Origin of the sequence: Oleidesulfovibrio sp. (assembly GCF_047973035.1) — a bacterium.
Classification (GTDB): domain Bacteria; phylum Desulfobacterota; class Desulfovibrionia; order Desulfovibrionales; family Desulfovibrionaceae; genus Oleidesulfovibrio.
This window is the reverse complement of record NZ_JBKEBF010000021.1, coordinates 153,361-174,658: the sequence shown is the minus strand read 5'-3', so window position 1 is coordinate 174,658 and position 21,298 is coordinate 153,361. Positions and strand designations below refer to the sequence as shown.

Genomic DNA, 21,298 nt, shown 5'->3' with positions numbered 1-21,298 from the left:
CGGCGCGGTGGCGTTTATGCGGTGTGCACCCGCCTGAAGCGCATCGCATGATAACAACCGGCAGACTGCCGGAACGGAGCGCGTGACCCCATGCTTCGGCCTTTTATACGACTCTGGGAAGAATACCTGCGCCTGTATCGTGGCGTTACTTATGTACGTATGCTCGTACTGGGCATTGTGCTGGGCATTCTCTCCGGCATTGCAGCCACGTTATTTTTTCTTGGCATTGAATATTTCAAGCATCTCGTTCAGGCTGTATGGGCTGGGTACAGCCTGCCTGCCCCTGCGGGTGAGGCGCTCTTTCATGGTGAAGCGGGTGAGACGTTCCGCCCGTGGGTCATTCCTGTTGCCACAACCACAGTGGCCTTTGTTACCGGCTGGCTGGTAAACCGTTTTTTGCCCGATAGCTTTTACGGCATGACAGATGGCACAGATGCCATGATCAAGTCGTTCCATCAGCAAAAAGGGGTAATCAAGCCTATTGCTCCGTTTATTAAAGGTATTACTTCCATTTTTACCATCGCTTCAGGTGGCAGCGCGGGGCGTGAAGGGCCGATTTCGCAGATTGGTGCGGGTATCGGTTCTTTTTTTGCGGATAAAATGGGCCTTACCACCAAAGAACGCCGTATCCTTATGCTTACTGGTGCAGCAGGCGGCCTCGGGGCCGTATTCCGCGCCCCGCTGGGCGGCGCGCTGACGGCTATCGAAGTTATCTACAAAGAAGACTTCGAGTCAGAAGCCATCCTGCCTGCCGTTATTTCTTCGGTAGTGTCGTATTCAATCTTTACGCTGGTGTTCGGTACCGACCCCATTTTCGGTATTCCGCAGTTCAGCTTCAGCGATATGCGTGAACTGCCGTTTTACATAATTCTTTCATTGGTATGCGCTGTTTCCGGCTGGATGTACGTAAGCACGTTCCGCTTTATCAAGTATTCCATGTTTGCCCGTATGCAGCAGAAAGTGGGCATCATGTGGACCATGACAGCAGGCGGCCTGCTGATGGGCCTTTTCGGCATGATGTACCCCATGGTGCTTTCCGGTGGGTACGGCTGGCTGGAGCAGGCCATTCTGGGTCAGATGACCATTACCACCATGGTGACCATTGTGCTGGCAAAAACGCTAGCCACTTCCATCACGCTGGGGTCCGGTATGAGCGGCGGCATGTTTGCCCCCGCACTGTTTGTAGGCGGTATGAGCGGCGGCATTGTGGGCTTTACCGCGCATAAATATTACCCCGATATCGTTACTCAGCCCGGCGGCTATGTGCTGGTAGGCATGGCTGCGTTTTTTGCAGGTGTTGCCAACGCTCCTATCGGACCACTGATCATGGTGTGCGAACTGACGCAGGGCTACGGACTGCTGGCCCCGCTGATGCTGGCATCCGCTATCTGTATTGTGCTGGGCAGGCGCTCTAACCTGTACGATAATCAGGTTGAGAATAAGTTTGAATCTCCCGCGCATATCAACGATTCCACCATCAACTTGCTGGAACAACTGAAGGTGTCCGATCACTTTACGCGTGGCAGGGTGACCATCCTTGAAGAAAGTGTAACGTTGAAGGGCCTTACGGATATTATTGCGGGAACCAATGAATTCTTCTTCCCTGTAAAAAGTGAAGAGGGAGAAATTACCGGTATTCTGTCCATCAACGATGTGCGCAGCCTGCTGTACGAAGAATGCCTGTTTGATCTGGTGCTGGTAAAAGACCTTGCGCGTAAACCTGCAACGCTGGAAGAAGGCGATGATCTGTATACGGCGCTTTTGAAGTTCGTTGATACCGATCTTGGTCAGATTCCTGTAGTGGATTCAACTAATCCACATGAAATCCTCGGCCTTATCAACAGGACAGATGTGTTTCAGGCGTACACCAAAACCTTGCAGAATCTGCGCGAAGACTAGCTTCATCATAAATAATAAAAAAAGCCCCCGCCTGCTGTTGCTATCGGCATGCGGGGCTTCTTTAGTTACGTAGTATCGTTAGCTGCGCAGCTCTTTAGTGTTTTGACAGCAGTGCAGTGGCTCAGGTCAACCGCCTCAGGCAAGCCGCAAACAGCCATTTTTTATGAGGATGTTACCATAAATGGGTCATGGTCCAATCGTTGTCTTTCATGGATTTATGGCATCCTACACAGCCCTTGGGTTGTCCTTCCGCCTGAACTTCACCTTCCGGAGAATACTTTGCCCAGAACCAGTCACCGGTGTCCTGACCATAGCCTTTTGATTTGTACATCACGGTAAACGCTTTCAGCAGATTGTCTGCCCCGTAATTCGCTTTCACCATAATTGTGCCGTATTGCGCCTGTCCTTTTGAAGCAAGGCCGATATTATTAACGAACAGAGCATGCATTGTGCCGTGCGGGGCATTGCCGGGTTGCATGCCGTTGTGCTCGTCAAACTGGCCCCATTGCGTGTAGGGCGACGTTTCGCTGATATAGGTCCACAGTGCTTTGCCTTCAGGCTCCGGTAACGAGTCCGCTACGCTGCTGACTACGCTGATGGTCATAATACAGATCAGGGCCGCCAGCGTCACGCTTATACAAAAACGGGGTGAGAGAATGGTCATGGCAATCCTCCGGTTAAATTTGGTCCAGAGTATACCGTGCAGCAAAACAGGATGAATTATATTTGAAAGAATGCCGATGTCACTTGCGTGGGGACGCTGCCGGAAGTCCGGAACAGAGTACGGGCTGGATTGGATGGTATCACGCCTGCTGTTTTTGAGTAAAGCTGAATAGAGTAAGATGCGGAATAGCAGCGTACTGAACGAAATTGTTCCCGCCACAGAGTGATCCACAGGGCAAAAGATTGCACTCCGACCAGAACAGGAACGGGCGCGGAAGTAACCGGCAATGCATCACTGCCTGCTGTAACTAAAGCTCAATGCCCAGATGTTTCATTTTCAACCACAGACGTTTTCTGGTTATTCCCAGAAGTTCCGCAGCTTGAATTTTTTTACCGCCTGTCAGTTCCAGCGCATGCAGGATACAACTGCGCTCATGTTCGGCAATGCTGTCCTCAAAGCCTGAACGTTCCAGCATGGGGCTGCGACGCGGAAGGAGCGGAGTGCTTTTTGGTGTCGGCGTATGCCTGCATTCTTTCAGGCAGCTCCGCTACATGAATAGTTTCGCCGGAGGCAAGCAGCACCGCGCGTTCAACGGTATTGCGCAGCTCGCGTACGTTGCCGGGGTACGGGTAGGAATAAAAGGCCGTGCGTGCTTCGTCGGAAAGATGCAGGTTGCGACCATGTTCGGCGCCGATTTTTTGCAGAAAGTGCGCGACCAGCAGTTCGATGTCATCGCCGCGTTCATTCAGCGGGGGTAGGGTGACGGGAACTATGTTGATGCGGTAATACAGGTCTTCGCGAAATTCGCCTTTTTCGATGGCTTCATGCAGATTCTTCGCAGTGGCAAAGACCATACGCACCTACACCTTGTGCGGGGTATTGCCGCCTATCGGAAGGTAAGCGGGAGGGGCGGTTCAGGGTATCACACTGGCTTTGCCCGAAGTCTCAGCCGCTGCGTAAAAAATGTTCAGCGGCGCTTCTTTTTACTGCTTCTGGTGTAGCCTTTGATCAGTAAAATGGAAGCATAATATGACACGCCGAAGACAACCAGCATCAGTACAACCTGCAGCAGAAAGTGTTCTTTGACTACCGGATGCCCTGACACCAGCATGTTGCCCATAAATACCAGTGCCGCCCATACGATAAGTTGCAGCAGGTGGTTGGTGTCGCGGATGACTTTGCGGCGGCTGCTCAGAAAAAAGCTGAGCAGCCAGACCACAACAAAAAGTATGACCAGAAGTTTGAACATGGTTATCCGGTAGTTCTTTCCGCGGCTGTTTCTGCGTTTACGTTGTCCTGGTTGTGGACAACCGCCAGCAGCCTGTCCAGCGCCTGCATGGGGCTGCTGTGCTGGAAAATATTACGCCCGATGCTGACGCCTGCTGCGCCGGCTTCCAGAGCGTTTTCCATGTGCTTTAAGAACTTGTCAAAGTCATGCATGGCCGGACCTCCGCCAACCAGAACAGGCACGGGGCAGGAGTCTACCGCACGGCCAAAGCTGTCCATATGGCCGGAGTACGGCACGCAGACCATGTCGGGGCCAAGCTCGCCCCCCAGACGCACGCAGTGCGCGATGAGCGACGGGTCAAGCTCCTGCACAATGTTGCCGCCGCGTGCCACAATTACCGCCATGACAGGCAGGCCGTGCTGATGGGCTTCTTCCGTGGCAATGCCGAGGTCTGTCAGCATGCGGTCTTCCAGCTCGTTGCCGATATTCACCTGTACTGCCACAGCGTCCGCACCGAGGCGCAATGCCTCGGGGATGGAACATACCAGCGATTTGTTCCATGCAGGCTGACCGTGGCGGGTACCGGCGGAAAGCTGCACCACAAGCTGTGTGGCGGTGGGGATTTCGTTAGCGTAAGCGCGTGCGGTGCCCTTGTTCAGCACCACGCCCTGTACCGGACGGTCGCCGATATCCGCCAGCAGGCCGGGGATGTTGTCCAGCCCGTGGATCATGCCTTCACCGGCACCGTGGTCTAACGGCAGCACAACTGCCCTGCCGCTGGGTGTCATGAAAAAGCGTTCAAGTTTGCGGATGGCTCCGATCATGAAATCTCCTGTATAGTCTTGTTAGGTTCCGCGTGCATTGCAAGCCAGAAACGAACAGAAATCAAGTGCTTGTTTTGTATGGCGCGTTTCGTTGCCGCTCCCTTCGTATAAGATAAGCGGCGGTTGTATAGTCATGGCGGGATTAGCGTTTTTTCTGGCTTCCAGCAAGGCAAGCTTGGCCGGCTGGTTGATGCGGGAGTGAACAGGCAGCAGGGTTTTAGGCTCCAGACTTGCTTCCCGCAGCGTGCAGATAAGATCCGGTAGACGTTCAGCAGGATACACACAGAAAAAACGTCCCTTGTTGCGCAGGGCAAAAGCTGATGCCGTAATAAAAACGTCCAGTGCGCCTTCTGTTTCAAATAAAGCTCTTGTGCGGGCTTCAGTTGCAGAGTGGCGCCCCTGATGCGGGCGGCGGTATGGCGGATTGGTGACCACAACATGGCATGACTCGGGCTGTACCGCCTGCGTCATGCGCAGGGTGGAAGCATCTGCGTGCACTCCGGTAAAGCGGGTTTCCAGCCCCAGAAGACATGCGTTCTGCCATGCTGCTTCAACCAGTTGCGGGTTTATGTCTATGCCGGTGCCTTTTGCGGCGGGGTTCAGCAGGCATAGCGCCAGCCCCACAACCCCGCAGCCTGTTCCGGTGTCCATAAACGTGAAAGACTTTGCCCGCGCAGGCGCTGCATCTTCCGGTTGGGCGGCCGCTGATGGACCTGCTGCCGTAAGGCTGGAAGCAGCAAAGCAGGCAAGCAGCAGAGCATCCGCAGAAAAGCGGAACGTCCCTGGCGGTTGGTACAGGCCGCGCGGAAAGTATTCTCGCGCTTCCTGTCCGGGTGAACCCTGTTGCGCTTCTGTCTGGTTTGTCATGCAGGTGGCCTTGTTCGCCTCTGGTTGTTCTGTGGTCAGAATAAAACTCTCCGGTGATGTATTCATACTGTAACGCAACAAAACTATAACACAGGTAAAACGTCGGGTTGTATTGCCGTGCGGGCATCATAAAAGCCTACCTTGCCCTACTCCATCAGACAAGAGGATACGTTGCGGCTATGTCGTCAAACGCTTTCTGGCGGTAGCGTATGACGGGACAGAAAGATTTGGCTATGAAACTGTTTTTTGCTAGCATCGCCAAACAACCGACACACGCTCTGACCGTACTTCGCGAGGAGCTTTGCTTTTTCACATGCTGCAAGGACAGGCTATTCATGAAGCAGTTTAGGGCCGACCTGCATATACATTCCCGTTTTTCCCGCGCAACCAGTAAAAAACTGAATGCCAGACACCTTGCGGCATGGGCAGCCGTAAAGGGGCTGGACGTGCTGGGCACAGGTGATTTTACCCATCCCGAATGGCGCGCCGAACTGGCCGAGCAGCTGGTGCCGGATGAAAAATCGGGCCTTTTGCGGCTGCGCGATACCGGCAATCTGGATGCGGAAATTCCAGTTTTTGCGGGTAAACCGCTTTCTTCGCGGGTGCAGTTTATGCTGCAGGCGGAAATAAGCTCTATTTACAAGCGTGGCGGCAAGGTGCGCAAAGTGCACAACCTTGTGTATATGCCCACCATGGAAGCCGCAGAGGCTCTTTCGCGCAAGCTGGAAGAGGTGGGCAACCTTGCCTCAGACGGTCGTCCCATTCTGGGGCTTGATTCGCGTGACCTGCTTGAAATGGTGCTGGAAACGCACCCCAAAGCCTTTCTGGTTCCCGCGCATATCTGGACGCCATGGTTCTCTCTTTTCGGCTCCAAGTCCGGTTTTGATTCCATCGAAGAATGCTACGGCGACCTTTCTTCCGAAATTTTTGCACTGGAAACGGGCCTGAGCTCTGACCCTGATATGAACTGGATGTGGAGCGCGCTCGACAGGTTCCGGTTTATTTCCAACTCAGACGCTCATTCCGGCGACAAGCTGGGACGCGAGGCTAACCTGTTCAGCGGCGAAGTATCTTACGATGGCATTTACCGTGCACTACGCGGCGAAGGGCTGGGCCACAGATTTATGGGGACTGTGGAATTTTTTCCCGAAGAGGGCAAATACCACATGGACGGCCACCGCAAGTGCGGTGTCATCATGGACCCGCGCGAAACAGCGGCCCGTGACGGCATCTGCCCTGTATGCGGCAAACCGCTTACTGTCGGGGTGCTGAGCCGCGTGATGGAGCTGGCGGACAGAGATGCACCGGAACGGCCTGTGGGCCAACCCGGTTTTGTGTCGCTGGTGCCGCTTGCCGAGATAGTTTCTGAAATAGTGGGTACAAAGCCCGGCACGCGTAAGGTACTGGAATTTTATGCCCGCGCCGTGGGCCGCTTTGGCTCTGAGCTTGGCATTTTGCAGGATGTGCCGGAAGAAGACCTGCGCACATTTTCTTCGCAACTGGCCGAAGGCATCGGCCGGATGCGACGCGGCGAGGTGGCCAGACAGCCGGGGTGCGATGGCGAATACGGCGTCATCCGCGTGTTTACCCAGCGCGAGCGTAACGAATTTCAGAAGGGCAAGATGCTGATGGATCTGCCCATGCCTTCTGCAGGCGCAGCTAAACCGTCCGGAAAGGACGAAGCTGAGGCTCAGCCATGGGCGCAGAGGGCAGAGAGGACCGGAAAATCCGAAGCAGGTGCTGAAAAGCAAACCTTACCTGCAGAAGAGCGGCAGGTTCCCGGTGCGGAAAATGTAGCCAGAAAAATTCTGGAAGCAAGCAAAGCCGCCGTGGAAGAGTCCGCTGATGATTTTATTTTTGAAGATGACGACTCTGCCCCGCAGAATTCCGCCAATGAGGCGCAGCAAAAAGCCATAGCCGCAGGCCCTGCGCCGGTTCTTGTATTGGCAGGTCCGGGCACGGGCAAAACCCGTACGCTTATCGGGCGAATCCGCAGGCTGATTGATGAGGGCGTGCCCCCACGTCATATTCTTGCTGTGACTTTTACCCGCCGCGCCGCCACTGAAATGGACGGGCGTCTGCTGTCAGAGCTGGGCGAAAATACGGCGTTGCCGCGCACGGACACCTTGCATGCGCTGGCCTTTGAATACTGGCACAAAGCGTATGATGACGCGCCGGTGTTGTTGTCGGAAGAAGGCGCAAGGCGCGTTTTTGCCGAGGCAAACCCGTCGAAGCCTGCTCAGCGCATCCGCGAAGCATGGGAGCGCATAGCCATCTGCCGCGAACGTATGTCCGTGTGTCATACGGAAGATGCGGAAATGCTGCACCGCTACGTAAAGCTTAAAGAATCATGGAATCTGGCAGACTACACGGATCTGCTGGAATTCTGGCTGGAACAGGTGAATAACGGCATCTATGCAAGTCCGTATGTACATGTGCTGGTAGATGAGATTCAGGATCTTTCACCGTTGCAGCTTACGCTGGTCCGAGCGCTTATGCCCGCTACGGGTGAGGGCTTTTTCGGCATCGGCGACCCTAACCAGTCTATTTACGGCTTTCGCGGTGCGCACGGGCAGGTGCAGGAGTTCTTCGGCGAGGCATGGCCTTCGTTGCAGGAAATCAGCCTGACGGAAAACTATCGTTCTTCACAGGCTATTCTTGATTTTGCCGGCGCCGTGCTGCCGGATGAAAAACCGCTGCATGCCGCACGTGAGCTGAAAGGGGACATCCGCCTGTTTGAAGCACCCACGGCAGAAGGAGAAGCCTCGTGGATAGCGGGGCAAATACGTGCACTTATCGGCGCAACCAGCCATTCTCTGGCTGACAGCGGCGCCGCACGCGCCAAGGGTGCCGTAAACGCAGAGGATCTTACAGGGTTGGAAGGGGAACTTGCTCCCGGTGATATTGCTGTGCTGGTACGCTTTAAGGCTGTAATCCCCGTCATCCAGCGTACTCTGGTGCGATTGGGCATTCCGTGCTCCGTGCCGGAAGCAGAAGCGTTCTGGGTGGAGCCTCGTGTGCAGAAGATTCTTTCCGCCGCGGGCCGCTTTCTGGGTATCGCCTACAGATCTGAGGAAGATGCCATTTCATGCCCTGACAAGGTTCTGGCTAAAGGGCCGCTGGGCGTTTCCGCCTATCTGCAGGACCTGCCGCCTTTTGATAACCTGTTCTGGCAGTCTTCAGAATTCAAACGGCTGGTGAAAGCCTATGATGAATATGGCGGCTGGGCGGGTTTGCTTAACTGGGTTCACCTGCAGACAGAGCTTGAACTGGTGCGCAGCCGTAGCGAAAAAGTACAGATTATGTCGCTTCATGCTTCAAAAGGGCTGGAGTTCAAAGCTGTGTTTCTGCCTGCGCTGGAAGACGGCATTCTGCCGTTTGCCGGTGCGGGTGTGCTGATGGGCAGCGTGGATAAAGATCGTATGAAAGCCGATGAGGCTGAAGAGCGCAGGCTGTTTTACGTGGGTATGACCCGCGCGGAGCAGGCATTGTTCCTGAGCCGCGCCGCACGCAGAGTGCTGTATGGTAAAGAGCTTCGTCTTAAGGAATCACGCTTTTTCAAAGGACTGCCTTTGAATGATTTGCGGCGCTCTACGCTGGTTGCACACCAGAAGCGTAAGGAAAAACAGCTCACTTTGATGTAGATGATTACGAAGAGCGTTGAAGAAACGGAATACGGACAGGCGTCTGGCTGATAAGCTCGGCGCCTGTTTTTTATGTTCAGGCTGCGACAGGTGACGTGTTGGCATGAGGCAGGCAGCAGGGAGAGTCTGGCCTGTGAGCCTGACCGGCACATTCTGTCTGGAGATTGGGCCAGAAGATTGACCGGATGATTGGACCAAAAAAATAGACTGGAAGATGAGGCCAGAGGGTGGACCGGAAGATTTTGCTGAAAGGATAGCCGGAGGGCTTGGCTGGCAGGTCTCGTTTAGCAGAAGTGTGTTGCGTTTCAGAACAGCGAATTTGAAATCTGCGGACGGCAGTTCAGGGTGCTGTTACACTGAAGGTGAAGCGCGGGCCATGCAGGCGAAAGGCCGCGTACTATCTGATTTGCCAGAGCATACTCAGGGGCAAGGCAGATGAAATAAAGCGGAGAGCTGGGGATAGCCTTGCCGCATATGGTGTTACAGTCTGTACAGGTAGCGTTCGTAAAATGATGATACCCGAGCTGCTGCACCGGCACTGATGCCGCAGTCTCGCAGCCTACAGTAAATGTGCAGAGGGTTAAGCCTGTGTTGTAGGAAAGTTTTGATATACCGCATGGTTTTATCCGTCCGTTACCGGGTGTCTCAAAGGCTGCTGAAATACTTTTCCGGTAGCCGCCGATGCAGAAATATGTGCAAGTGGTGTGCCTTGCACAGCTTTATGCAAAAGTGCGGACAGTTGGGACACCGCATTGTCCCACTGCGTGACTACTGTCGGAAAAACAGCGCCAGTCCTCAGGGTGCCTCCGCCTCCTTAGTAAGCTTATCGGCTGAAATCAAGTATGCCTCTAGATGAAGCCGACTTCGTCTATTGTAGTAACTAACTTATTAATGTTGATTCCTTATATGCTATGCAGGTTGTTTTGCGTATTTTGATGACTGTTTTTTCTTACTGATATGATTGCATAAAGTTTATTTTATCCAAAATTGCAGAAAGTATGCAGCCCAAAGCCTTTTTTGAACATGTGCAACATAACCTGCAAGCTGGTTTTATGTGTTCTTTCTATTTATGTTCAATCATTCTAGCTAGATGATGTTTTTTCCCAATGGCTGTTTGTGCTGATGGGCGCAGTGCAGTATACTCCTCTGTCCAAGGGCGTCAGTATGGCGCTTTACTAAAAGGGAAGTACGCTGATGGATTATTTTGCAGGCAGGCTTGGCGAGGGGCGCATACTTGCTGCACCTTCATGGGTGATACCGGCCGGAGTGGCGGAAAATTGTCGCTATCTTGCGGGGCGCGTGGATGAAGTAGGCCTGCTGTTTTTCGAGTCTGAAGCCTGTCTTGCCTACACGCATCAGGATCTGCCGCATGATCTTGCAGAGCTGCCGCTTCGCTGGCATGTGCATTTGCCTGTCGATCTGCCTTGGGGCGGACAAGGGGCAGATATTTGTTCTGCCGCGGATGATGGTGCCGCTGCGGCCCGCATTTGCACCATGCTGATGGATAAGGTGACTTTTCTGGGCGCGGGTCAGAATGCCGTTATGGGCGTTGTTCACCCTCCGGCGTTCTGCAGCGGCGAATATGCCGCAATTGCCCTGCAGGCTTTTGCAAAGGTATGGACGCAAAGCGGCAGAAATACGCGCGACATCCTGCTGGAGAATATCAAAGGGCAGTCTTTGCTGGACCTGAAGGATGTTGTACTAGGTTACGATATGTCGGTTTGTCTGGACACGGGGCATCTGCTGGCCTACTGTCAGCATGGGCTTTTGGGTGAACCGCATCTTATGCAACGAATACGCATGCTGCATCTGAATGCAGAAGTTGACGGTGGCAAACATGCACCTTTGACCGTCATGAATGATGAAGAACAGCAGCTGTGTAGAAAAGTACTTGCACTGGCTCCCCGTGACTGTATTGTGATGATGGAATTGTTCAAATGGCATGAAATAGAGGCGTCTCTGCCGCTGGTAGAGACGTGGCTGCAGGAGTCCGAAGGATGATACGCCTTGTTCTGGGCGGTGATAAGTCCGGTAAATCGGCCTTTGCACTGACGCAGCTGGAAGCCGACTGTGGCCCCCGCATACTGCTGGCTACAGGACAGGCTGCGGATTTTTCATTTCGGCAACAGATATTGGACCACAGAACGGCACGTGATCCGCACATCCCTGTAAGGGAAACAGGAGCAGACCTTGTGGCTGCCCTGCGGCAATCCGTAACGGAATACAAAGCCGTTCTTATAGATAGTCTTGATTTCTGGCTTTTTGCCTGTCGTGAGGCTGGCAGAATGCAGTATCAGGAAGAACTGGCAGAGTGTCTGAAGCAGATTACACGTGATGCACCTGATGCGATAATCACGTTTGTTTCCTGCGAGGCTGGTCTGGGGGCTATCCCCGCAAGCAGCGCAACACGCCTGTTTATCAGAGAACTGGGAAGCATCAACCAGATGGTGGCGGCCTGTGCCGACGAAGTATGCCTGATGGTTGCCGGACTTCCCGTGTATCTTAAGAGGCACTAGATGTCCTATTTCAGAAAGCTGGAGCCCGGCCTTTCAAGGCTGCTTGAACTATTTTCGCGCGATGAACGGTGGCTGATTGTCATTAACGCCGACCCTGATGCTATGGCTTCTGCCATGGCGTTGCGGCGCATCATGATCCACCGCGTGGCGGACGTGGGTATAGCCCATGTTAATACCATTTCGCGCCCCGACAATCTGGCCATGGTCCACTACCTGCATATTCCCATGGTCAAGTTCACCCCTATGGTGGCGGCGCAGTATGACCGTTTTGCCATGGTGGATTCGCAGCCGCACCATCACCCGGGATTTTCCGGCGTGCACTATTCGGTGGTGTTCGACCATCATCCGTTGAGTGAAGAAGACCCCGTTATTGCCGACTTTAAAGACTTGAAGCCGGAGTACGGCACTTGTTCGACCCTGATGACGGAATACTTGTACAACCTGAAAATCCGTCCCGGAAAACTGCTGGCAACTGCGCTGCTGTTCGGCATTAAAACCGATACCAACAGCTTTGAGCGCGAATCCTGCGATATTGATATCCGTGCGTTCAGGTATCTTTCAAAATTTGCCAACCACCAGCTTTTGTCTCGCATTGCGCGCAGTGAATTCCGTCTTGAATGGCTGGACTATTTTTCACGTGCATTTACCAGCCCGCATAAAGTGCGTTCGGGCCGTTACGTGTATGTGGGAGAAGTCGATAACCCCGATGTTCTGGTGGTTATTGCCGACTTTTTCACCCGTGTGCATGAAATACGCTGGGCGGTTGTGGCAGGTGTGTACAAAGACACCCTTGTCGTTATTTTCCGTGGTGACGGCATAGTGCGTAACCTCGGTGATGTGGCCAAATATCAGTTCGGGGACATCGGCTCTGCCGGTGGACACAGGACTATGGCCCGTGCCGAGATTCCGCTTTCTAAACTGGAAGGTAAAGACGCCGAGATGTTTGTCTTTAAGCGTCTGGTAAGCCCCAGAAAGCGTCCTAAAGTAAAAGAAGAAAAACCGGTAGAAGCTGCTGTGCCGAAACCGGATGCTCCGAAACCTGAAGCCCCGAAGCCGGAAGGTTTGGAGCCGAAAACGAAAGCGGAAGAGCCTCGGAAATAGCCATGTGCACGACCCTGACAGGGGTGCGGCAGGTTTATATTGTTTCGGAATTTTGTTCTGCTTCAATGAGGCGTTTGTCAGATATTTATGAGAAAAGGCAGTCCTTTGGGACTGCCTTTTCTGTTATGGGATTGCAAAGGGGCATGAAGGGTATATTCAGATTCAGACTGCGGCTTCTCCCGTACGTACCCGTACAGCCTTGGAAACATCCTGCACAAAGATTATCCCGTCGCCTTCGCGTCCTGTGTAGGCACCGGTTTGCAGAGCAGCCAGAGCCTCTTCTGTCTTATCCGCCGGTACTCCCACTTCAACGCGTATCTTTTTCAGTAAGTTCACCTCTGTCACTACGCCTCGGTATGTCTCGGTAAAACCCTTCTGCTGTCCGCTGCCAAGGGCATTGGTTACGGACATTGCATAGATGCCCTTGGCGTATAGCGCCTTTTTTACCGTAGAGAGCATTTCGGGACGAATATAAGCGATAAGCAGTTTCATAGTATGATTCCTCCTGTGTTCCGCTATTCCACGGTAAAGATCTGGAATCCGTTGTAGGATTCAGCGCCGTGTTCCGTAATGTCCAGACCTTTCAGTTCTTCTTCTGCGGTTACACGCACACCGAAGAATACTGCTACCAGCTTAAAGACGATAAGCCCCATGCCGAATGCCCACAGGAACACGGCGCCAACGCCTATGGCCTGCGTCATCAGCTGCGAAGTTCCGCCACCATAAACAAGCCCTGTGATGCTGCCGTATGAAGGATGAGCCAATACACCTACCAGCAAAGTGCCTAGTGCGCCGCATACGCCGTGCACGGATACTGCGCCGACAGGGTCGTCCACCTTCAGCACCTTGTCCAGAATCTCGATGGACAGCACCACTACGAATCCGCAAATAAGGCCGACCATGATGGAACCAGCAGGGGACAGTTCGTAACAACCTGCCGTGATGCCGACCAGACCTGCCAGTGCACCGTTCATGGTGATGGATGCATCAGGTTTTCCAAAGCGCATCCAGGCAGTAAGCATGGCGGCAACGGTTCCGGCACAGGCGGCAAGGCTGGTGTTTACGGCAATGTAGCCTATGGTTCCGTCCGCAGTGGTGGTGGAGCCGGGGTTGAACCCGAACCAGCCGAACCACAGGATGAATACACCAAGCGCGGCCAGCGGAATGTTGTGGCCGGGGATGGCCCGTGCGGTGCCGTCCGGGCCGTATTTGCCGGCACGTGGGCCGATGATGATTGCTCCCGCAAGGGCTACCCAGCCGCCTACCGAGTGCACAACTGTAGATCCTGCAAAATCTGCAAATCCCAGTCCTTCAAGCCATCCGGCGTTACCGGCAAGGCCGCCCCATGCCCAGTGGCCGGATATGGGGTAGATGAGGCCGGTGACCACAATGGAGATGATGATGTAGCTTTTGAATTTTGCCCGCTCGGCTATGCCGCCGGATACAATAGTGGCTGCCGTTGCCGCGAAGACAGACTGGAAGAACCAGAATGTCAGTGTCCATAACCCCTCTTCTGTGGTTGCATCTGCATTGCCAAGGGCGAAATCGGAGGTTCCTAAAAGCCCACCTGCATCTGCGCCGAACATCAGCGCATAGCCCACCAGAAAAAACACCAGCGACCCTGCGGCAAAGTCCACAAAGTTTTTCATCAGGATGTTTCCGGCATTTTTGGCGCGGGTGAAACCGCATTCGACCATGGCGAAACCGGCCTGCATGAACATGACCAGAATTGCCGCAACCAGTGTCCAGAGGATGTTGCCATGCTGCTGGCTGAGCATTGCCGGGGCTTCATCCGCCATGGCGGGAGAAGCGGTAAACATAATGGCAAGCGCTAGCCATAGTGCCGGAACGTGCGGCACGCGTACCGTCGGGTGACGGAGATTGAGAAACGGTACAAACATGGAAATCCTCCTTTTGGGCATTGCCCGTTGATGTGGCGATGCCTGTTTAAGAGCAAAAGAAGGGCCAACTTGTGTAACACAACGTATATTTTGAAGAAAGTTTATTTTTCCGCTTTCATGTGTGTTTTTGTTTTGGTGCTAAATTTACAAATATGCATAAAAAGTAATTTCGTATATAACAAAAATGTAAATTAAATAAAATTTGACACTGTAAAAAAGATGAAAAAAATACAAAAAAGTGGATTGACAATTGCGACTACACCTGAGTAGGTAAACGCATGCATCGGAATTCCGGTTGCTGAATACAAAGTTGAGGACGTAGCAAACGCAATGAAGACCCAGACTCCCGCCATATCTTTTGTGTACTTTTGGTACTACTTTTTTGGCTATGGAAGCGTCCGTGGTCTCTTTGGTGCTGCGTAGCAGCCGGAATACCAGAAAGGTAGACTGAACAAGGGCCGCGGGCGAAAAGCCGGCGGCCCTTTTGTTTTGGTCGCAGGTACCGCGGCTGAAACATCGAGCAGGAGGACAGCTATGTTGCTTGGAAAAAGTGTGCGCCTTGAACGCATAGTGAATCGAAACACAGGAAGGGCCATTATCGTGCCCATGGATCACGGTGTAAGTGTAGGCCCCATCTACGGTCTGGTTGATCTGCCCGGAACGGTCAACAAAGTTGCAGAAGGCGGCGCGGATGCGGTTTTGATGCATAAGGGGCTACCCCGTTGCACGCATCGCGGGTATGGTAAGGACGTCGGACTTATTGTGCACCTTTCGGCCAGTACTTCCGTTGCTACTTTGCCCAATGCCAAATCGCTGGTTGCCACGGTGGAAGATGCTCTGCGTCTTGGCGCGGACGGTGTGTCGGTTCATGTAAATCTGGGTGACGAAACCGAGCGGCATATGCTGGAAGATCTGGGACGTGTTACCTCGCGCGCCATGGAGTGGGGCATGCCTGTCATCGCCATGATGTACGCCCGCGGTCCCAAGGTGGAAAACGAGTACGATGCAAAAGTTGTCGCGCACTGCGCCCGCGTTGGCATGGAACTGGGTGCTGATCTTGTCAAAGTTAACTATACCGGAGACATGGACTCGTTTGCAGATGTATGCGAAGCCTGCTGCGTTCCTGTTTTGATTGCCGGTGGCCCCAAGATGGACTCCACCCGTGATCTTGTACAGGTAGTGCACGATTCTGTCCGTGCAGGCGGCGCAGGTTTGTCCATGGGGCGCAATGTGTTCCAGCATGCCCGTCCTGATATGCTGATGAAGGCGCTGCACGGCGTTGTGCATGCAGACTGGGATGTAGAGCAGGCCATGGAAGTGCTGGAAGGCACAGAGTAGTAGTTTTTTTCGCAGGAGAGGAAGCGAAATGCATATCGGCAAGAGTATTCGGATGGAGCGGATTTTTAACAGAACAACAAACCGCACCATTGTTGTCCCGCTGGATCACGGCGTGAGTGTAGGCCCTATCGACGGTCTGGTTGATATGCGGCACACGGTTAATCAGGTAGCCGAAGGCGGCGCGGATGCCGTACTTATGCACAAAGGCCTTGTGCGATGCGGCCACCGTGAAGGCGGTCGGGATGTAGGACTTATCGTACATCTTTCCGGTTCTACGGGAATCTCTCCTATTCCCAACTCCAAGACTCTGTGTGCCTCTGTGGAGGACGCCATCAAGCACGGCGCAGACGGGATTTCTGTGCATGTGAATCTGGGCGATATGAACGAGCGTGAAATGCTGGGTGATCTTGGCCGAGTTTCCGCCATTGCGGCAGAATGGGGTATGCCCCTGCTGGCCATGATGTACGCCCGCGGGCCGGAAGTGAAAGACCCGTACGATGGCAAAGTGGTGGCCCATTGCGCCCGTGTTGCGGTGGAACTGGGCGCAGACGTGGTCAAGGTGCCCTACACCGGCGACATGGATTCGTTTGCACATGTGGTTGAGGCCTGCTGCGTGCCTGTGGTAATCGCCGGCGGTCCCAAACTGGACTCCACCCGCTCGCTGCTTCAGATTGTGCATGATTCCATACGTGCAGGCGGCGCCGGTCTTTCCATCGGCCGTAATATCTTCCAGCACGAACGCCCGCGCGAACTGGTCAAGGCGTTGCGCGGTCTTGTGCATGAAGACTGGGATGTTGAGCAGGCACTTGAAACCGTGGGCGAAGCGTAATCCGTCCGGAGACTTAGAAAAATGAAAAATGTACTTTTCCGCTGTGTGCCCTACGACAAGGGGGCGGTGACTCTGGCGCTGGAATCCGGCGTGGACGGTCTTGTCGTTCCCGCAGAGTATGTGGATTCCGTGGCTTCGCTGGCTCGCTGCTCCGTTGTGGCAGACGAAGAAATGCCCTGCATCCTGCTGAAGGCAAAGTCCGACGAAGAGCAGGTGGCAGCAATGCTGAAGCAGGGCAAGAATGTGATTCTGGCACGCGGCTGGGAAATCATCCCTGTAGAAAACCTGCTTGCAGAATCTGATAACGTGGCCGCAGAGGTTGCATCACTGGAAGAAGCGCGCCTTGCCGCAGGCATTCTTGAGCGCGGCGTGACCACTGTGGTGGTTAATGCTGACGGCGTGGCTGACCTGAAGGAAATCGTGAAAGAGCTTAAATTGTCTCAGGGGCGGATTGACCTGATGCCTGCCACGGTAACACAGGTGCAGAGCGCAGGTCTTGGCCACCGCGTATGCGTGGATACGATGTCGCTTATGCGTACAGGGCAGGGCATGCTGGTAGGTAACTCCAGCGCTTTTACTTTTCTGATCAACGCGGAAACAGAACATAACGAGTATGTTGCCGCCCGTCCGTTCCGCGTTAACGCAGGTGCTGTACATGCCTATGCAGTGATGCCGGGTGACAGGACCACCTACCTTGAAGAACTGGGTGCAGGAACTGAGGTTCTGGTTGTGGATCATACCGGAGAAACAGGCATTGCCACTGTTGGCAGGGTAAAAGTGGAAGTGCGCCCCATGCTTCTGGTTCGTGCCCGCGTTCAGGGGCCGGACGGCAACTGCGCAGAAGGCGCCGTATTCCTGCAGAATGCCGAAACTATCAGGCTGGTACGGCCCGACGGCAGTGCTGTGAGCGTGGTTTCATTGAAAGAAGGCGATGAAATCATGGTGCGCACAGATGTGGCGGGCAGACATTTCGGCATGCGTATTACCGAAGATATAAGGGAAGACTAGCCATGGGCCTTTCAGACCGGACACAACAGCGTATGCAGGGTGTGCGTGAAGAGATTGACGCACTGGACAGCGATCTGCTGGAACTGCTTAACCGCCGTGCTGAGCTTAGTCTTGAAGTGGGGCGCATCAAGCGCGATGACCCCGGCGTAATATTCAAGCCCTTCCGCGAGCGTGACGTGCTGGAAAAGCTGCGCACCAACAGTCGCGGTCCCTTACCGGAAGAGCATCTGCGCTCCATCTACCGTGAAATTTTTTCATCTTCCCGCAGCCTGCAACGACCCCAGCGGGTTGCCTACCTCGGGCCTGAAGGGACGTTCTCCTATTTTGCCGGTATCCAATTTCTGGGGCATTCAGTAGAATATCTGCCGCAAAAAGACCTGCACGGAGTCATCCGCTCTGTACACGCCCGCGAATGCGAACTTGGCGTGATTCCGCTGGAGAATTCGTTGCACGGTACGGTAGGGCAGAGCCTCGACCTGTTTTTGCGGTATGAGGTGTTCATCAATGCGGAACTTTTCTGCCGTATCAGCCATTCCCTGCTGACCGGAGAAAAGCGTCTTGCAGATATCACCACTGTATATTCGCATCCCCAGCCTCTTGCCCAGTGCGGCGAGTGGTTGCGGCTGAATTTGCCAAATGCGCGCATCATTCCCACGGAGTCGACGGCTGCCGCCGCGCGCCGTGTATGTGATGAAAAAGGCGCTGCCGCTATCGGTCACGGTAATCTGGCCGAACGGCTGGGGCTTACCGTGCTTGCTTCCGCCATTGAAGACCAGCCGGACAATTGGACGCGGTTTGTGGTTGTCGGCCCTGTGCCTGCTGATCAGGAAGGCCGCGACAAAACATCCATGCTGTTTACGCTGCCGGATAAATCAGGTTCGCTGGCGCAGGTGCTGAACATCCTTGCGCGCGAAGGCATCAACATGAAAAAGCTGGAATCGCGCCCTCTGCGCGGTGAAAAGTGGCAGTATGTCTTTTTTGTGGATGTGGAATGCGACCTCGGGCACGAAGATTATCAGCAACTGGTAGACGAACTGAAGCATGCCTGCCACAGCCTGCGCATTCTGGGCAGCTATCCGGCCGGACAATATTTCGACGTGGCCCGCACGGCAGATGCTTCGGACACGATAACGGCAGAATAATTCCAAGTACTGTCAGGCGAATTTTTCACAGCATATCGGGCACGCTGCTAGTTCGGATTAATCTGGTTTTTTTCCGGCCGGGCAGCCAGGTACAACCCGCATCCGTACACACCGGTAAACTCATCGGACGACGTAACCCACGGCGCACACGCCCTTTGCACGGGGCACGCAGCATACATGTAGGACACAAGATTATGAGCAGCAAAACAGTGACGGCTCCGGCTTCCAAATCAGTATCGCATCGAATGGTCATAGGCGCGGCTCTTGCCGCCGGAACATCCACTTTGACCAACGTGCTGGAAAGTGACGACCTGAACAGAACCATGGACATCATGCGCACCTGCGGCGCGGATATTGTGCGGCAGGCTGAAGGTGTCTATACGGTGCGCGGTGTGGCAGGCACTCCGCGCGGCGGTTCCAGTGAACCTGCGTCCTGCTATGTGCATGAATCCGGCACTACCTGCCGCCTGATTACGGCTGTTGTTGCGGCGGGACTGGGTGCGTTTCGCATTCACGGTGCACCGCGTATGCATGAGCGGCCCATCGGAGAACTGGTAAATGCGTTGCGCATGGCGGGCGTGGAAGTACGGTATGAGCAGCAGGATGGTTACCCCCCGTTGGTTATAGATACGCTCGGGCTTTCCGGCGGCAGCGTGACCATCGGGCTGGACGAGTCCAGCCAGTATCTTTCCGGCCTGTTGCTGGCAGCGCCGCAGGCACGCAGCATGACCGTTAACGTAGGCGGTTCAAAGGTTGTCTCGTGGCCCTATGTGGGACTGACCCTGCAGGCTATGGAAGATTTCGGTGTGGCTTTTACTGTTGAGGTTAAAGGTGATGATGACCGCTGGGCCAAGGCTGACTGGCGTACGATCACCGATATTCTGCCCGGTAAAGTTCGTTTTGTTGTGCCGCCCGGTATGTATCGCGCGGGAGAATATACGGTGGAAGGCGACTGGTCCAATGCCTCGTACTTTCTTGCCGCCGGTGCCGTGGGCGATTGTCCGGTGACGGTACGCGGTCTGCGCCGCGATTCTATTCAGGGCGACAGAGCCATGCTGGATATTCTGCAACGTATGGGCGCAAAAATTTCATGGGACGGCGATGCTGTGACCGTATCACCTGCGCCGCTTACGGGTATTGAAGTCGATATGGGCCATTGTCCGGATCTTGTGCCTACCGTGGCCGTGGTGGCTGCTTTTGCCAACGGGCCGACCACAATTGCCAATGTGGCGCATCTGCGTATCAAGGAATGCGACCGGCTTGCTTCCCCTGCCAATGAACTGGCCCGTGCGGGCATCAAGGCGGCGGTATTCGACGACGGCATCATGGTGCATGGCGTGGGCAAAGAGCATATTGCCATTGCCCACGAAACGGTATTTCAGGCGTACGGCGACCATCGCATGGCCATGAGCGCGGCGATATTTGAAATGACGGGTGTGCCTGTTGCCGTGGATGACCCTGAGTGCGTGGGCAAGTCGTTTCCTGCCTTCTGGAAGCAGTGGAAAAAGGTTTCGCCATGCGCATAAAAAAGGCTGCGATTGTAGGAGCCGGTGGACGAATGGGGCAACTTTTTTGCGCCCGTGCCCGTGCCGCAGGCGTTCAGATTGTCGAGCTTGATCAGCCTCTTACGCATGGTATGCTGGAGCAGGGCATAGCCGGTGCTGATATGGTGCTGCTATGTATTCCTGCTGCGGCGCTTGACAAAGTAGTGGAAGGCATGTCAGGTATTCTTTCAGGTAATCAGATATTGGCAGATATAACTTCAGTAAAGGTTCTTCCCATGCAGCAGATGCGAAAGCATTACAGCGGGCCCGTAGTGGGCACACATCCTTTGTTCGGGCCGTCGCCCGCACAGGGTGATTCGCGTGTTGCTGTGGTGCCAGCCGGTGGTGACCATGCAGATATGGAAGCCTGCGCTGCTGTGGAAGAGTTTTTTATCCGTATGGGCTTTGACCCGTTCCGCACAACGGCGGACGAGCATGACAGTGCGGCCGCACGCATCCAGAATCTTAACTTCATCACCTCTGTGGCCTACTTTGCCACTCTGGCGCATGATGAGGCCATTACCCCGTTTCTTACCCCTTCTTTTCGCCGCAGGCTGGATGCCGCCCGTAAAATGCTGACCGAAGACGCAGAGCTTTTCGAAGGTCTGTTTGAGGCCAATCCCTATAGTCAGGACGCTGTTCGTGCGTTCCGTGCCATTTTGAACCATGCCGCTGCCGGTGATGTTGACCTGCTCGTTGATCGCGCCGGTTGGTGGTGGCGTACCTCAGACCATAGGGGAGGTGCGCCCTCGTAGCGCATGGCAGCACTGTAAGTGCACTATACTGGTTTCTA

Annotated in this window: 19 protein-coding genes; 11 read left to right on the top strand and 8 right to left on the bottom strand. The window is 54.3% G+C overall.

Annotation, left to right across the window (positions count from 1 at the left end):
- Positions 1–90: 90 nt before the first annotated feature.
- A complete protein-coding gene (locus ACK5LI_RS07605) occupies positions 91–1,899 on the top strand; it encodes a chloride channel protein (RefSeq protein ID WP_416947840.1) in 1,809 nt (602 codons plus the stop codon).
- A 172-nt stretch (positions 1,900–2,071) separates the two neighbouring features.
- On the opposite strand, the gene ACK5LI_RS07600 is transcribed toward ACK5LI_RS07605, so the two are convergent.
- The 6 genes from ACK5LI_RS07600 to ACK5LI_RS07575 all read right to left on the bottom strand — a co-directional run bounded on the left by ACK5LI_RS07600 (position 2,072) and on the right by ACK5LI_RS07575 (position 5,548).
- Entirely contained in the window at positions 2,072–2,563 is a 492-nt protein-coding gene (locus ACK5LI_RS07600) for a cytochrome P460 family protein (RefSeq protein WP_416947838.1), read from the bottom strand.
- 307 nt (positions 2,564–2,870) lie between these two features.
- Positions 2,871–3,038 carry a helix-turn-helix domain-containing protein gene (locus ACK5LI_RS07595; protein WP_416947836.1) on the bottom strand — a complete coding sequence of 56 codons (168 nt, stop codon included), beginning with the start codon at positions 3,036–3,038 and terminating at the stop codon, positions 2,871–2,873.
- On the bottom strand, positions 3,016–3,417 hold the full coding sequence (locus tag ACK5LI_RS07590) for a sigma 54-interacting transcriptional regulator (protein WP_416947834.1): 402 nt from the start codon (positions 3,415–3,417) through the stop codon (positions 3,016–3,018). The genes ACK5LI_RS07595 and ACK5LI_RS07590 overlap by 23 nt, the downstream gene beginning before the upstream one ends.
- A 113-nt stretch (positions 3,418–3,530) precedes the next feature.
- Positions 3,531–3,812, bottom strand: a complete 282-nt coding sequence (locus ACK5LI_RS07585) for a hypothetical protein (protein ID WP_416947832.1) — start codon at positions 3,810–3,812, stop codon at positions 3,531–3,533.
- Positions 3,813–3,814: 2 nt separating this feature from the next.
- Positions 3,815–4,615, bottom strand: coding sequence for a 2-amino-3,7-dideoxy-D-threo-hept-6-ulosonate synthase (locus ACK5LI_RS07580; protein WP_416947830.1), 801 nt, complete (start codon positions 4,613–4,615; stop codon positions 3,815–3,817).
- A gap of 21 nt (positions 4,616–4,636) precedes the next feature.
- Entirely contained in the window at positions 4,637–5,548 is a 912-nt protein-coding gene (locus ACK5LI_RS07575; RefSeq protein ID WP_416947828.1) for a tRNA1(Val) (adenine(37)-N6)-methyltransferase, read from the bottom strand.
- Between the two features lie 269 nt (positions 5,549–5,817).
- Between ACK5LI_RS07575 and ACK5LI_RS07570 the strand changes: the two genes are divergently transcribed.
- The 4 genes from ACK5LI_RS07570 to ACK5LI_RS07555 all read left to right on the top strand — a co-directional run bounded on the left by ACK5LI_RS07570 (position 5,818) and on the right by ACK5LI_RS07555 (position 12,743).
- Complete coding sequence (locus ACK5LI_RS07570; protein ID WP_416947826.1) at positions 5,818–9,126, top strand: UvrD-helicase domain-containing protein; 3,309 nt, start codon at positions 5,818–5,820, stop codon at positions 9,124–9,126.
- A 1,194-nt stretch (positions 9,127–10,320) separates the two neighbouring features.
- Positions 10,321–11,127 (top strand): cobamide remodeling phosphodiesterase CbiR, encoded by an 807-nt coding sequence (cbiR, locus tag ACK5LI_RS07565; protein WP_416947824.1) that lies wholly within the window; start codon positions 10,321–10,323, stop codon positions 11,125–11,127.
- Positions 11,124–11,642, top strand: coding sequence for a bifunctional adenosylcobinamide kinase/adenosylcobinamide-phosphate guanylyltransferase (locus tag ACK5LI_RS07560; protein WP_416947822.1), 519 nt, complete (start codon positions 11,124–11,126; stop codon positions 11,640–11,642). Before cbiR ends, ACK5LI_RS07560 begins: the two co-directional genes overlap by 4 nt.
- On the top strand, positions 11,643–12,743 hold the full coding sequence (locus ACK5LI_RS07555; RefSeq protein WP_416947820.1) for a phosphoesterase: 1,101 nt from the start codon (positions 11,643–11,645) through the stop codon (positions 12,741–12,743).
- Between the two features lie 162 nt (positions 12,744–12,905).
- On the opposite strand, the gene ACK5LI_RS07550 is transcribed toward ACK5LI_RS07555, so the two are convergent.
- On the bottom strand, positions 12,906–13,235 hold the full coding sequence (locus tag ACK5LI_RS07550; protein WP_416947818.1) for a P-II family nitrogen regulator: 330 nt from the start codon (positions 13,233–13,235) through the stop codon (positions 12,906–12,908).
- Positions 13,236–13,258: 23 nt separating this feature from the next.
- Positions 13,259–14,563 carry an ammonium transporter gene (locus tag ACK5LI_RS07545; protein WP_416947868.1) on the bottom strand — a complete coding sequence of 435 codons (1,305 nt, stop codon included), beginning with the start codon at positions 14,561–14,563 and terminating at the stop codon, positions 13,259–13,261.
- Positions 14,564–15,178: 615 nt separating this feature from the next.
- Here ACK5LI_RS07545 and ACK5LI_RS07540 point away from each other — a divergent pair.
- From ACK5LI_RS07540 to ACK5LI_RS07515, 6 genes are all read left to right on the top strand, one after another.
- Entirely contained in the window at positions 15,179–15,982 is an 804-nt protein-coding gene (locus tag ACK5LI_RS07540; protein WP_416947816.1) for a 2-amino-3,7-dideoxy-D-threo-hept-6-ulosonate synthase, read from the top strand.
- 28 nt (positions 15,983–16,010) lie between these two features.
- On the top strand, positions 16,011–16,811 hold the full coding sequence (locus ACK5LI_RS07535) for a 2-amino-3,7-dideoxy-D-threo-hept-6-ulosonate synthase (protein ID WP_416947814.1): 801 nt from the start codon (positions 16,011–16,013) through the stop codon (positions 16,809–16,811).
- Positions 16,812–16,832: 21 nt separating this feature from the next.
- Entirely contained in the window at positions 16,833–17,819 is a 987-nt protein-coding gene (locus ACK5LI_RS07530) for a 3-dehydroquinate synthase II family protein (protein WP_416947812.1), read from the top strand.
- 2 nt (positions 17,820–17,821) lie between these two features.
- Complete coding sequence (gene pheA, locus ACK5LI_RS07525; RefSeq protein WP_416947810.1) at positions 17,822–18,961, top strand: prephenate dehydratase; 1,140 nt, start codon at positions 17,822–17,824, stop codon at positions 18,959–18,961.
- Positions 18,962–19,155: 194 nt separating this feature from the next.
- Positions 19,156–20,487, top strand: coding sequence for a 3-phosphoshikimate 1-carboxyvinyltransferase (locus tag ACK5LI_RS07520; RefSeq protein ID WP_416947808.1), 1,332 nt, complete (start codon positions 19,156–19,158; stop codon positions 20,485–20,487).
- Entirely contained in the window at positions 20,478–21,260 is a 783-nt protein-coding gene (locus tag ACK5LI_RS07515) for a prephenate dehydrogenase/arogenate dehydrogenase family protein (protein ID WP_416947865.1), read from the top strand. Before ACK5LI_RS07520 ends, ACK5LI_RS07515 begins: the two co-directional genes overlap by 10 nt.
- The last annotated feature ends 38 nt before the right edge of the window (positions 21,261–21,298 follow it).